The organism is Plantactinospora sp. WMMB782, assembly GCF_049179135.1.
In the GTDB taxonomy this organism is placed as follows: Bacteria; Actinomycetota; Actinomycetes; order Mycobacteriales; family Micromonosporaceae; genus Plantactinospora.
In genome coordinates, this window is record NZ_JBMHMC010000007.1 from 5,088,618 (window position 1) to 5,101,920 (window position 13,303).

Sequence of the window (13,303 nt, forward strand, 5' to 3'; positions counted from 1 at the left end):
TGATGCATTTCACACGCATGCATCCATTGCCGGACCCGTTGATCCCCTCCCGTCGGCTTCACGTCGGCAGTCGGCCTGGTCGGTTCCGTACCAGTAGCAGCGGCGCAGCACCGTCCACTGGGCGGCGGTCAGGTCGAACCGCCTCGTCACCGCTAGGGTGTCTACGAGGTCTCCGGTGTCAAGTTCTGCTTGCTCGCTGAACCATCTACCGGAGACCTCGCTGCATCGCGATCCACCGACACGCGAAAGCATGCCCCGGGCCTGGAAGGCCGGGCCGCTCCTCACGCCAACTCAAGCCCTGGCACCGACTTCGATACACGCCTGTGCCATCCGATTACGACGCGGAAAGGGTTCACCGGCTGATCAACGAGTATGAGCAGGCCGCGTAGCCGGGACCCGAGTTGTCGAACAGCAGGGGCTACTCCGTGCCTGGACTCCGGACGCCCCGCATGGAAGGTCTCGAAGGTTCGGACTCTGATGAGTGGGCGACGCGCGAGAGTACTGCTGGCTGCGTTTCTGCTCCTCGGCACCGTGACCCGGGTGCGGTCCGGAACGCCGGCCGACGGTCGCGCTGCACCGCACTGGTGACGTCCTGGAAGTCGTGGTCTACCTCTGCCGGTACGACGAGATTGCCCGGTTGTCGGTATACGACAGCGACAGCGGCGCCACCTGGGCGGTGGTGCCGCCGTCCATGCCGTCCTACCGCAGACGGGTGAGGTGGTGACGTACCCGGTGTTCACCACCCCGGCCGGGTGGGAGATAGAGGAGTCGACGTTGGTCGAACTGCTCCCGGACCGCCGCTACGAACCCGCCCCGGCAATCGGTTGCCGGCCTGGAATCGTCCTGCCCGCCACGCCGCACCTGACGCCGGCCGCACACGATCACCGGCAGATCCGGATACTGACTGGCGGGTGGACGTGGGCTGAGCTGCGCTGGGGTGTGATCGTGTTCAGTACGCGGTGAGTTCCCATGGGTGGACCAGGTCAGTGTTCGGCAGGGCGGTGTGGCCGAGCATGCTGCTGTATGACAGGCCGCGGCGTGGTGGGCGGCGTGCTGTGACGGTTCGGGTGCCGAGTTGGCGGGCGGTCTCGGCGAGGACGATGCCGGTGACGAGGCGGTAGCGGCCGGGTTCGCCCGGCACGGTGACGCGGGCGAACTCGGCGTCCGGCGGTGGTTCCCAGCCGTCGCCGTCTGGGATGACGAGCACGGTGCTGCTGCCGGTCAGCTTGGCGTGGTGCAGGGGCGGCCCGTCGACGTCCGGTGCGCAGACGATGACCCGGCTGCCGGCCCGCGACGACCAGGCGTCGCCGGCGGGTACGACGCGCAGCGGGTTGCGGTGGCTGCGCGCGGCGGCTCGGGCCTCGGCGCGGATCGGACGCGGCGTGCCGAACCACACCTTCTCGCGGTCGTCGGCCATGACGGTCTGCCAGCCGAACGCGGCCGCCGAACGCAGTGAACTGCCGGCCTCGACGTGGTCGCGTGGTGCGGCGAGCAACAGGGTCGGGCGGTGCGACTCCGGGCGCGGGGCGCGTGCCTGGCGGCGGCCGTGCGCGTCGAGCAGGTAGTAGAGGGCGACGGCGGCCGCGGTGGCCACGTTGAGGGTGTTCACGCCGCGTCCCGGCATCGGGATCTGCACCGTTCTCGCCGCGGCGCGCAGGACGTCCGGCCGGATGCCGCGGCGCTCGTTGCCGACCACGATGGACGCCCTCCCGCGCAGCGGCCCAGCACGGTACACCGACTCCGCCCCTGGTGTGTTATCCACGGCGATGAGCGGGTCCGCGCCGCCGAGCAGCGCGGCGGTGGTCACGGTGGACAGGTCCGGAAGGTGCGCGGCGAGGCCGCGGCTGTCGCGGAAACCGCAAGGTACCGCAAACATCCGCGCGGCCTCGGCAAGCGCCTCCGCGTTGGCGGGGTTCTCCACGCCGTCACCGACCAGCCGGGCAGGCGGGCTCATCGCTGCGTTGACCAGGCGTGCCGCGCTCGCATCGCGTACGCGTCCGCGCGGCGTTCGTGGTCCACGGTGCGCATGACGCGGGTGCGCCGCTTGTGAGCCGCGTGCTGAATCATGTGGTGGCCGATCTCGTGCATGAGGCCGTCGAAGAGCATGAAGTCGCGCAGCGTGGTATCGGGCCAGTCGACCCGGGTGCCGGCGTGACCGGTCGCGACCCGGGCACCCGCGCGCTGCAGGCGCGCCATCGCCGCATCGGTGAGCCGGCCGGACAATTCCCACGGCGTCGCGGGCTGCTCGAACAGCAGCACGATCCCCGGAACGCGCAGCGCCGCGACGGCCATACCGGTGCCGGCCGCCGGTTGCTGCCGCAGCTCGATACCGCGAAGGCCGTACGCCGCAGCCGGCCCGAAGAAGGTCAGGACCCGAACGACATCGGCCGGACCGGCCGGATGTACGAACCCACGGCGGGGCGGGCAGACCCGTACGGGCACGGATGCACCAGCCCGGCGAGCGGCACGTATCGGGTACGGGTCGGTATGCAGACTACGGCTCAACAGCACTCACCAGAACTGGATAGCAGTCCGACCGCACCGCACACCACCGATTTCCGTCAGCCCCACACCTGCCAACGCCCGCGCCATCGAGACCTGGCCCATCCCGGCACGTTCTCCCTACCCCCAAGCGGCAGCTACCGCGCGACGTCGCCATATCAGGCTGCCGACGACGCGGACGACGATCACCCACTACCACCAGCGACGACCGGTCAGCGCGCACGACGCGGCATGAGCGCGCATCGCCGTGAAGTCTTGCGGACGCCTGGAGGTACGACGATGTTGGTGCTGTCTCGGCGTAGGTAGGTTACCGAGGTGACTGTGTACGATATCGCCGCCAGGCTGCCTTCCATCGGCATGCTGCGGGACCGCTGCAAGGCACTCGCCGTGCTGGAGTGCATCCTCGATGGCGGTGGGTCCTACTACGCCTACACCCGCGCGTGGGGTGACGACGAGGCGGCGCTGATGAGCAACGACAGCGGCGATGAGTGGGCAGTCGTGTTCACCGCCGAGGGTGCGTTCATCCGTGTGTTCGACCACGAGTCGCCGATGACGCCCTTTCGCGGTCCGGACCGCGAGCTGTGGCCTGGGCTGCTCAAGGGCATTCCGTTGGTGTTCCGTCAGCACATCGAGGAACCAGCGTTCGGCGACGGGGAGGGACAGTTCCTCGCCACCGCCGTACTGTGGCGGCTCGCCGGTGACGACCGCTGGTACGCCGGCGAAGGCATCATTTTTCCACCGCTTGAGGGGCCGTACGACGGCGATGCCCCAGACGGTTCTGGGCTGCTCAAGATCCTGCTCGACGACATCGTCGACCGGTACGTCACGTTCGCCGAGGACTACTACGAGATCGAACTGGATCCGGCGGCGGTCGAGCACGTCGTCGCGCACCGCCCGCTCACCGACGTCGTGGTACAGGCACTCAACCCAGAGACAACCGTTGCCAGGCTGGAAGAGGACATCGCTGCGATTGGGTATCCGATGGCGGCGGTGTGACGTCCGGCCCGTCTGGACCGTCTCCTCAGTACCGGTGGGACAGCATCGGAAGCTGAGGACCCGGTAGGCCACGGCCTGTGACACGCTCTCGGCGGCATAGGAGTGAACCCGGTCTTGTTTGTCCCATGCCGCGGGCTGTCCGGTGCGGTACTGTTCCGGAAAAATCCTCGTAGGAGGGGTAATGTCCTGGTATTCTGTACGGTGTGTCTTCGAATGGGAGGCGGGCACTTATGAAGAACGAATAACGTTGTGGGAAGCGAGCTCGTTCGAAGTAGCTTTACAGTTAGCTGAAGATGAGGCTATTGAATATGCGGAAGACGTCGACACGCTTCGTTACCTGGGCCTTGCTCAATGCTATTTGATCGGTGATGGGCAACCGCAATCAGGTGACGAGGTCTATTCGCTGCTCCGTGATAGCGGGCTTTCCCCGAACCAATACATCACATCTTTTTTCGATACCGGCCGAGAACGTCAAGGGTAGGCTTGTGCCGTTCCGAAATCGGCCGTAGGCTGACGTGCGGTTTTGGTTTGCCAGGGGATCGATGAGTGGCGTGTAGTGTGCCAGAACGAGCACGACGGATTGATCAAATCTTTGAAGATCGTGTCAAGCTGCTGGGTGGTACTCGTTGATCATTTGATCGTCGTCTGGGTCGGGCAGCGCTGGTTGATCTACTTTCCGGACCGTGCGATACCGTCGGCGGCGGGCACCGTGGGTTCATCTTGCGCAGTGCGGACGGGCGGGACCTGGATGCGCACCGGTCCGACCTCGGTCTGGACGGTCTTCGCTCCGTGACCGTTGCGGATGTTCGTCCGCCGACCGGTCGCCTCATCGACACCGGCCTCGTCGAGATGAGCACCGAGCTCGGCGTCCAGTGCCGATTCCAGGACACTGCGGGTGATCCCGCGAGGAGTCCACCGGGCCCGACCAGAGACACCCCGTCGGCCTTGGCCCGCTCCACCAATTGCTGGGCGAACTCCATTTCCGCCGCCGTCGGCTGCGGTAGGTGAGCAACGTTCTTCTTGTCTGCCATGACGTGGTCCTTCCCGGACAGGATCAACGTCCTGTCCAAGACCACACCCAGGTCAAACACGGAAATCTACGCAGTCCCGGTTATGATCAGAGGCCCTAGCTAGTGGGTTGTACGTATTCGGCAAGTAGGCCGATGAGAGGGTTGGGGAGAGAGCCGATGGCTGCGAGGTCGAAGGATTCACGGGTCGCCGAAATCGAGGCTGTCCATCGGCGCATGACGAGTGGCGACCTTGCCGCTCGTGCCGAGATGCAGCGACGCCTTCCGGAACTGCTGACCCTGGCTGACGAAGGCGATGCACGCACAAGCGCTGGCTGGAGGCCTGTTCGCCGAACAGCTCAAGCGTCCGGCAGAGGCGCGCCGCTATTTTGAGATGGCGGCGGAGCAAGGGATACTGCCGGGCGTAGAGGCCTTGGCTTCATGCTCCTCGGCAGTGGTGAGAAACGTGAAATTGACCGGGCGGTGACCCTCTTGACGTCTGCGGCGCAGGATGGGGACGGGTTCGCCGCCTACAATCTCGGCGTGCTGTTCCGCAAGGGAGAACTTGTGGAGGCGGATGAGGCCCGGGCCAGGGCGATGTTTCAGCTGGCAGGTGGGTTGGGGTTGGGGGCGGGTGCGGCGGTGTTTGCCGGCTACCTTGCCGCCGACGGCTCCCATGAGCAAGGCCCGAGATTGGAATCTCCGGGGCGCGGAGGCGGGTTCGGTTCCGGCCATGCATGCTCTAGCTTCATCATTTCGAGACGGCATTGGTGGACCGGTGGATCGGGTGCAGGCGGTTCGTTGGTATCTCCGCATGCTGGACAGAGGTGACACGCGCGGGGTAGATGAAGCCGTTCGTACTGCATCGCTGATGTCTGCTGACCAGATCCGGGAAGCAGCGCGCCTAGGTGGGCGGGCAGAGGATGCTCGAGCCCTGATTGAACGCGCTCCAGCACAGATGCTGATCAACGCTAGAGCGTCTCCGATGTCCAGATAGGACACTGGTGCTGGGCTGAAGATCGCGCTGTTGGGGAGCAGATTGGGAGCAGCGAGGCGCTTCCAAACACGCTGAACGGCGTTCAATCCGGGTGAACTGCGCTAATCGTCGCCCGAGCCGCACAGGGTGGTTGTGTTCGTGCTGGTCAAAGGGTTGTGAATCGTTCCTTGACACGGAAGAGGTCACTGGTTCAAACCCAGCTGTTGATTTCGATCTTGTCGAGCGCGAGGTCGCAGAGGGCTGCGCGTGCACGCAGCGGCCCGCCGACGAACCCGCGCCCTCGGCCAACGACCTGGACGCCGCTTTAACAGTCGTCTCAGGATCGCTCAGTATGAAGTAGGCATCGCCGGGCGACGCGGGTCTCGGCCTCGTCGGCATGGCCGAACGCGCCGCGCCGCACGGCGGCACGGTCGGCGCCGGCCCCGTACCGAACGGCCGCGACCCTGAAAGGCAAGCCATTCATGATCTCTGTACTCGTGGCGGACGCCCAGCCGCTGCAGCGCTTCGGCTTTCGCATGCTGCTGGAGAACACCCCCGACACCGAGATCGTCGGCGAGGCCGAGAACGGCGCCGAGGCCGTCCGTCGGATCACCGAGCTGCGTCCCGACGTGGTGCTGATGGACATCCGCATGCCGGGCGTCGACGGGATCGAGGCCACCCGGCGCATCGTCGCTGCCGGTGGGCGTTCGCGGGTCCTGGTGCTGACGACGTTCGACTCGGACCGGTACGCGTTCGCCGCGCTGCGGGCCGGGGCGAGCGGCTTCCTGCTCAAGGACATCCGCCCGGAGGAACTGCTCGCCGGCATCCGGGCCGTCGCCGCCGGGGACCCGGTGATCGCGCCGGCGCTGACTCGGCGGCTGCTCGACGCGTTCGCCGACCAGCTCGACGATGACCTCTGCGGGCCCGTGCGGGAGGATCCCCGGCTGGAATTCCTGACCGACCGCGAGCGCGAGGTCCTCGTCGCCATCGGCCACGGCCTCACCAACGCCGAGATCGCGCAACGGTTCACGCTGTCGGAGTCGACGGTGAAGACCCACGTCGGGCGGGTCCTCGCCAAAATCGGCGCACGGGACCGGATCCAGGCCGTCATCCTCGCCTACAACCTGAGACTCACCCGGCCGGTCTAGCACTTCATCTCGCGGGTCCGTCGAGGGCGCGACCGTAGTTCCCAGCCGCTCCGCCGCCGGGTCCACCCACGTTACCGCCCGTCCAGTGCGGACGTGTGTGAGCTCAGCGCCGCCATTCGGCTCGTCGACCTCGGTGAGCTCACACACGTTCGACGCCTCGTCAGGACTTGCGGGGGGAGACCACCATGATGCCGATGCACATCTCGTCGCCGGTGCCGTCGCCCCACACAACGTAGCGCGGCGGCAGCTTCTTCAGCTGCGGCACTCGTTTGCGCAGCCCCGCGTCGTGCGTACACGTCACCCGCAGCGTGTCCCCCGGACCGACCTCCACCGGCGACGGCAGCTTCATCAGCCGCTGGTTGTCGAAGTCGAACTGCGGCACGTCCAGCACGACCTTGGCCTTCGGTGTGCCCGGGTTGAGTTCGACCTTCAAGGCCCGCCCGAGCATGTGCATGTGGCCGAAACCGGCGAACAGCGTCGTCGGCTCCTCCACCTCGTGATCGCAGGACTGGGTGTCACCGGGCTTCGGCACGCCGTCCGGGTTGCACTCCTCCACCTGACGGTCCGCCATCTCGCCGACCTCCGGCCCGAACCGCTTCGTCACGTCCGCGATCGAGGCCGCCCGGTCACAGAGCGGACCCGACTCCTCGGCGGCGCAGGGCAGGTCGGTCGGCGCGTCGAGCGACCACGTCTCGAGTTCCCGGGTATGCGGCGTGCCGTCCGTCAGCCGCAGCCGCACCGCCGAGCGGTCCGACCCGGTCGGCTTGCCGTCGGTCGCGAGCAGGTTGTAGTGGATCTGCAGGACGACCAGGCTGCCCGGCTCCAACTTGTAGCCGGCGTCCTGGTCGAGCAGCGTCTCCGTGGCACCCGGCGCCCAGGTGTCCACCCACGCCGCGTCCCCCTCTTCCACCTCGGCGCCGGGCACGCCGGTCCCCCCGAAACACTGCCAGCCGAGCCCGGGGGTCTTCGCGTCCTGCTCGCGCACCGCGGCAGCGCCGCCCGGCGGCACCGCGTACACGATGGCGTGGTGCGCGATGGCGACGTTCTCCGGCGTGAACTGGGTCCCGGTCAGGAACGCCCCCTTGGTCAGGCCCGGATCGAGCACCTGGCACCGGTACTCGTCCGCGCCGCCCTCCGGCGGCGTGGGCGTGTAGGCCTCGGCCATCTTCAGGTCCAGGAACCGCTCGCCGGCGCGCAGCGGCTGCGGTGGAGCAGTCGACGACCCGCTCGCGTGCGCGCTGTGCGGGCCGGTCGCTGGGGGCGCCGAACCGTTGTCGGCGTCCGACCCGCAGGCGGCGACAGCAGCGAGCGCTGTCACAAGCGTCATGGCGCCCGCCGCGAGCTTCGACCGTGGACTGTCAGGTTTCCTCATAGCCCGAACGCTAGGACCGATTCCGTCATGTCTCGTCGTACCGCGGTCGTGATCCTCGGGAGGAGGTGGTACCGCGGTACCAGTCCCGGAGCGCCGTTCGACACCCGCACCTGAGCCGTGTCGCGTTGCTCGTCCGGTCCGACGGCTGTGTCGCCTGGGCCCTGCCAACCGGCCTGATCACCGGATTAACGCTCGTCTCAGATTCACTCGGTACGAAGTCGGCCTGAGACAAGCGATGCAACCCGTCAGGAGGCTATTGATGTCAGTCAACGCAGCGCCGCTCAGGGAAGCGCCGCCCGGTCGGTTGGCGGGCCGGTGGGTGCCGTGGTTGGTGATCGGGTTGTGGGTGGCGCTGGCGGCGGTCATGGTGCCGTTGAGCGGGAAGTTGAGCTCGGTCACCACCGACAGCGCCGTGGACACCCTGCCGGCCAGCGCCGAGTCGACCAAGGTGGCGGTGCTGGAGGACAGTCTCCCCGGCGGTGAGGACAACACGTTCGTCTTCGTGTACCACCGCGCCGGCAGCTTGACCGACGCCGACCGCGCGACGGTCGAGCGCCACTACGAAACCCTTGCCAAGCGGTACCCGCCGAAGGTGGCGGCCCCGGCCGACGAGGACGACGAGGGCCCACCGACGAGCCGCTCCACCGACGGCAAGGCGATGATGTTCACCCTCGACGTGAGTACGACCTACGGCGCACCGGAGGACCTCGTCGGCCCGTTGCGTGACGCCGCGAAGGACCGCCCCGCCGGCCTGGAACTCGAGGTGACCGGCCCGGCCGCGATCGACGGCGACATGGACGCCGTCTTCGACGGCATCGACCTGCAGGTCTTCCTCACCACCGTCATCGTCGTCACGCTCCTGCTCATCCTCACCTACCGCAGCCCGGTGTTGTGGTTCATCCCGCTGGTGGCCGTGGGCGCGGCCGCACTGACCGCGATGGCGACCGTCTACCTGCTCGTCAAGGGCTTCGGCATCGTGGTCAACAACCAGAACTCGGCGCTGCTGACGATCCTGGTGTTCGGCGTCGGCACGGACTACGCGCTGCTGCTCATCGCCCGATATCGGGAGACTCTGCACCACCACGAGAACGTCCGGGTCGCGATGGTCCACGCGCTACGCGGCGCGGCGCCGGCCATTGTCGCGTCCGCGGCCACCGTGGTCGCCGGCCTGCTCTGCCTGCTCGTCGCGGACCTGAACAGCACCAGCGGGTTGGGCCCGATCGGCGCGGCCGGCATCCTGTGCGCGCTGGTGGCCATGCTGACGCTGTTCCCGGCGGTGCTCGTGGTGCTCGGCAGGCGGATCTTCTGGCCGGCCATCCCGCGGTTCAGCACGGCCGTGCAGGAGAAGCCGGGGCTGTGGGGACGGCTCGGCACCGCCATCAGCCGCCGCCGGTGGGTGGCGACGCTCGGCTCGCTCGGAGTCCTCGGCGTGCTCGCCATCGGCCTGGCGGGCAACACCGGCGCACTGCGGGAGCAGGACCAGTTCGTGTCCGCGCCGGAGTCGGTCACCGGTTTCACCGTTCTCCGCCAGCACTTCCCGGAGCTCGGCGGCCAGCCGATGACGATCTACACACGGCCGGCGTACCAGGACCGGGTGCTCGACGTCGTCGAGGGCACTCGCGGTGTGGCGGTGGCCATTCCGGGTGAGACCAGCGGAGGCTGGGCCGACATCTCCGTGTTCCCGACCGACGCGCCGGACACCGCCGCGGAGTACGACACGATCAAGCGGGTGCGTACCGCCGTGCACGCGGTGAGCGGGGCGGAGGCGATCGTCGGCGGGCCGAGTGCGGAGAACCTCGATACCGAGGTGACCACCAGCCGTGACGAGAAGTTGGTGATTCCGCTGGTGCTCGTCGTCGTCCTGATCGTCCTCGGACTGCTGCTGCGCGCGATCGTTGCCCCGCTGGTCCTGATGGCCACCGTGGTCGTCTCGTTCGCGGCGGCCTTCGGCGGCAGCGTGTTCGTCTTCGACACGATCCTCGGGTTCAAGGGTGTCGACTATTCGGTGCCGCTGCTGGCATTCCTGTTCCTGGTGGCGCTCGGCGTCGACTACAACATCTTCCTGACCAGCCGGGCCCGGGAGGAGACCGTGCGTCTCGGCACCAGAGAGGGCATGCTCAAAGCCCTGTCGGCCACCGGTGGCGTCATCACCTCGGCGGGCCTGGTCCTGGCGGCCACGTTCGCGGTCCTCGTCTCGCTTCCGCTGGTGATGCTGATCGAGGTCGGGTTCCTGGTCGCCTTCGGCGTGCTGCTCGACGCCCTGCTGGTGCGGTCGGTCCTGGTGCCTGCCCTCACCCTGCTGATCGGCCGGCGAATGTGGTGGCCGAGCCGGCTGTCCCGTCCGACGGCGGAGCCGCCGCAGGGGCGGCACTCGCTCGCCGACGACGAGGAGCTCGCGCTGCAACGGTGAGCGGGGCGGCACGGACGAGATCCGGGACGGGCTGGGTCCCGTCCCGGATCTCTTCATGGGCCCGGCGGTCGCCGCCCTCCGGTCCTGCGCCATGCGCCGGGCCGGAGGCGGCACACCGTGGTGTCCTGCCCGGTGGCGGGCCCTTGTCCGGCGCCGTGCCGCCGGGTGGGGCGTTGTCCGGCGCCGTGCCGCCGGGTGGGGCGTTGTCCGGCGCCGTGCCGCCGGGTGGGGCGTTGTCCGGCGCCGTGCCGCCGGGTGGGGCGTTGTCCGGCGCCGTGCCGCCGGGTGGGGCGTTGTCCGGCGCTGCGCCGCCGGGCGGGTCAGCACGCCGAGGTGTCCTCCCCGGCGGTGCGCCGCGCGATCCGGGCGGTCGGTGCCGCGGTCGGAAGGTCGACCCGGAGCAGCGCGCCACCGCGTGCGGAGCGGCCGACCGTGGTCCGGCCGCCGTGGGCGTCGACGACCCGCTGCACGATCGACAGCCCAAGACCGGATCCCGGCAACGCCCGGGCACTGTCGGCACGGTAGAACCGGTCGAACACCCGCGGTACGTCGGCGGCGTCGATGCCCGGCCCGGCGTCGTCGACCTCGAGCACCGCCGACGTGCCCTCGGCACGGAGCCGGACCTGGATCGGCTGGTCCGGGGGGGACCACTTGCCGGCGTTGTCGACGAGGTTGAGCACCGCCCGCTGGAGCGCAGCGGAACGGCCGCTCACCCAGACGGACGTGAGGTCGAGCGCGACCTCGATGTCGGGCACGCGGGAACGCGCCCGGGTCGCGGCGGCCACCACCACGTCGGCGAGGTCGAGCAGCTCGGTGCTCTCGTCGCTGACGTCACCGCGCGCCAGGTCGGTCAGCTCGGCGGCAAGAGTGCTCAACTCGGCCACCTGGGCGCCAAGATCATTGAGCAGCCGGGTCCGGCCCTCCGCCGGGAGGGCGGTGTCGAGGGTGCCGCGCCGGTCGAGCCGGATCAGCAGTTCGACGTTGAGGCGCAGGCTGGTGAGCGGGGTCTTGAGCTCGTGGGCGGCGTCCTCGGCGAGCAGCCGCTGGGCCCGCCGGGAGTCCCGGAGCGCGGCGAGCATGCCGTTGATCGCCTGGATCAGTCGTCGGATCTCCCCACCGCCCTCATCCGGGATGTCGGCGTCGAGATCCCGGGTGTGCGCGACACGTACCGCGGCGGCGGTCAGCCGGTCGATCGGTGCCAGCCCGGTCCGCGCCACAGTCCGCCCGACAAGGGCGCCGCCGACCACGCAGAGCAGCCCGATCACCAACATGCCAAACCCGAACTGGTTGATCGGGCTGTCGTCGGTGACGCGGGCCACCTGGACCGCGCCGTCGCCCGCCCGCAGCGTGTAGATGCGGTAGCCGTCCTCGTCGCTGCCGTTCGACTCCATCAGGTCGGCCTGTCCGCCCTGCGCCACGCGCCCGGCGCGCTCGCTGACGGGGGGCAGCGCGGGTTGGCCGGCCGGGGTCCGGGTCGAGCCGTCGGGCAGGATGACCCGCACCAGCCGACCGGATCCGGAGTACGGCGGTAGCTGGACCTGCGCCAGACCGGCGCGCTCCGCGTCCGTCGCCAGGATGCGGGAGTCGGCGCGTAGCTGATTCTCGGCGGTGTTCCGCAGCTCCAAGTCCAGTAGCTCGCTGGCCACCTGGAAGGACACGAACACGCTGACCGCGATGGCCGTCGCCGCGATCACCGTCAGCCTGGTCCGCAGGGACCGCCGGCGCCACCAGCGGGTCAGCCGGCGCGGGTTCCGGCCGGCGTGCCTGCTCACGGAGGAGTCTCCCGCAACGTGTATCCCAGGCCGCGCAGCGTGTAGATCAATCGCGGCTCACCCTCGGCCTCCATCTTGCGGCGCAGGTAGCTCACGTACACCTGAAGGTTGTTGGCGGTGGCGCTCATGTCGAAGCCCCAGATCGCCTCGAACAGCGCGTCGCGGGTCAACACCCGGGTCGCGTTGCGCACGAGGACCTCTAGGAGGGAGAACTCGGTCCGTGTCAGGCGCAGCGGCCGCCCGCCCCGCCACGCCTCGAACCTGTCGGGATCGAGCCGGACATCGGCGAACGACAGGATCTGCGGCTCCCCGTCGGTCGGCGTGCGCCGGCGCAGCAGGGCCCGCACCCGGGCCAGCAACTCCTCGGTGGCGAACGGCTTGGGCAGGTAGTCGTCGGCGCCCGCGTCCAGCCCCGCGACCCGGTCGGAGACCTGGTCACGGGCGGTCAGCATCAGCACCGGCAGACCCCGGCCCGCGGCCCGCAACCGCCGGCAGGTCTCCAACCCGCCGAGGCGGGGCATCATCACGTCGAGGATCAGCAGATCCAGCGCGTCACCGCCGGCCGCACCGACCACGTCGAGCACAGCGAGGCCGTTGGCGACGCTGCTGGTGTCATATCCCTCGACCTGGAGCACTCGCTCCAGCGACTCCCGGATGGCCGCGTCATCATCCGCGATCATGATTCGCACGCCGGCCCGCCCCCTCCAGTCGGTACTTTGCCGCCTACTCTTCCCGATCGACCTGAGGCCAGGATTAGAGCCGGCGCCGCCGTGGTGCCCGCGGCCCGTGCTCCTACGGACGCCCGCATCCTCCTGGTCCCCGAGGTCTCAACGCATCATCAACGACATCCGCCCCGCCGGCGTCACCGACCCAAACAGATGGACCGAGCTCGTCTGACCAGCGATTATGGCAGCGTGAGCAGCTGTCGGTATCGGCGGCGTGCGGGGAACTGCTCGCGCCCGGGGTGCGGCCGCTGGCCGGCGAGCCGGACAGGCTGTGACGGATTCCCGTCAGATGATTTCTTTGTTCACGATCACGCCTACATTGGATGACCTGACGACGAGCGGCCGTCCATCGTGGCCGGACGCGACTGATCCCGGCCGGACCGTTGTCCGGCGCA

Annotated in this window: 11 protein-coding genes; 5 read left to right on the top strand and 6 right to left on the bottom strand. The window is 68.8% G+C overall.

The window, feature by feature from the left end:
• Nucleotides 1–949 precede the first annotated feature (949 nt).
• Both ACN28A_RS25120 and ACN28A_RS25125 read right to left on the bottom strand, forming a co-directional pair.
• On the bottom strand, nucleotides 950–1,954 hold the full coding sequence (locus tag ACN28A_RS25120) for a TrmH family RNA methyltransferase (RefSeq protein WP_421398689.1): 1,005 nt from the start codon (nucleotides 1,952–1,954) through the stop codon (nucleotides 950–952).
• Complete coding sequence (locus ACN28A_RS25125; protein WP_421398692.1) at nucleotides 1,951–2,442, bottom strand: hypothetical protein; 492 nt, start codon at nucleotides 2,440–2,442, stop codon at nucleotides 1,951–1,953. Before ACN28A_RS25125 ends, ACN28A_RS25120 begins: the two co-directional genes overlap by 4 nt.
• A 375-nt stretch (nucleotides 2,443–2,817) precedes the next feature.
• Here ACN28A_RS25125 and ACN28A_RS25130 point away from each other — a divergent pair, with 375 nt between their 5' ends.
• Nucleotides 2,818–3,498, top strand: coding sequence for a hypothetical protein (locus ACN28A_RS25130; RefSeq protein WP_421398694.1), 681 nt, complete (start codon nucleotides 2,818–2,820; stop codon nucleotides 3,496–3,498).
• A gap of 181 nt (nucleotides 3,499–3,679) precedes the next feature.
• Nucleotides 3,680–3,979: a hypothetical protein gene (locus ACN28A_RS25135; protein WP_421398696.1), complete on the top strand. Its 300-nt coding sequence runs from the start codon at nucleotides 3,680–3,682 to the stop codon at nucleotides 3,977–3,979.
• Nucleotides 3,980–4,167: 188 nt separating this feature from the next.
• Here ACN28A_RS25135 and ACN28A_RS25140 read toward each other — a convergent pair whose 3' ends face one another.
• Nucleotides 4,168–4,461 carry a transposase gene (locus tag ACN28A_RS25140; protein WP_421404644.1) on the bottom strand — a complete coding sequence of 98 codons (294 nt, stop codon included), beginning with the start codon at nucleotides 4,459–4,461 and terminating at the stop codon, nucleotides 4,168–4,170.
• A 485-nt stretch (nucleotides 4,462–4,946) separates the two neighbouring features.
• Between ACN28A_RS25140 and ACN28A_RS25145 the strand changes: the two genes are divergently transcribed.
• Nucleotides 4,947–5,336 carry a hypothetical protein gene (locus ACN28A_RS25145; RefSeq protein ID WP_421398698.1) on the top strand — a complete coding sequence of 130 codons (390 nt, stop codon included), beginning with the start codon at nucleotides 4,947–4,949 and terminating at the stop codon, nucleotides 5,334–5,336.
• A 627-nt stretch (nucleotides 5,337–5,963) separates the two neighbouring features.
• Nucleotides 5,964–6,629 carry a response regulator gene (locus tag ACN28A_RS25150; RefSeq protein ID WP_421398700.1) on the top strand — a complete coding sequence of 222 codons (666 nt, stop codon included), beginning with the start codon at nucleotides 5,964–5,966 and terminating at the stop codon, nucleotides 6,627–6,629.
• A 160-nt stretch (nucleotides 6,630–6,789) separates the two neighbouring features.
• Here ACN28A_RS25150 and ACN28A_RS25155 read toward each other — a convergent pair whose 3' ends face one another.
• Complete coding sequence (locus tag ACN28A_RS25155; protein ID WP_421398702.1) at nucleotides 6,790–8,001, bottom strand: monooxygenase; 1,212 nt, start codon at nucleotides 7,999–8,001, stop codon at nucleotides 6,790–6,792.
• Nucleotides 8,002–8,260: 259 nt separating this feature from the next.
• Between ACN28A_RS25155 and ACN28A_RS25160 the strand changes: the two genes are divergently transcribed.
• The gene (locus tag ACN28A_RS25160; protein ID WP_421398705.1) at nucleotides 8,261–10,411 is read left to right on the top strand and encodes an MMPL family transporter; all 2,151 of its coding nucleotides are present in this window, start codon (nucleotides 8,261–8,263) and stop codon (nucleotides 10,409–10,411) included.
• A gap of 320 nt (nucleotides 10,412–10,731) precedes the next feature.
• Here ACN28A_RS25160 and ACN28A_RS25165 read toward each other — a convergent pair whose 3' ends face one another.
• Together ACN28A_RS25165 and ACN28A_RS25170 are read right to left on the bottom strand one after the other, a co-directional pair.
• Entirely contained in the window at nucleotides 10,732–12,183 is a 1,452-nt protein-coding gene (locus tag ACN28A_RS25165; RefSeq protein ID WP_421398707.1) for a HAMP domain-containing sensor histidine kinase, read from the bottom strand.
• Nucleotides 12,180–12,863, bottom strand: a complete 684-nt coding sequence (locus ACN28A_RS25170; RefSeq protein WP_421398709.1) for a response regulator transcription factor — start codon at nucleotides 12,861–12,863, stop codon at nucleotides 12,180–12,182. The genes ACN28A_RS25165 and ACN28A_RS25170 overlap by 4 nt, the downstream gene beginning before the upstream one ends.
• Between the last annotated feature and the right edge of the window lie 440 nt (nucleotides 12,864–13,303).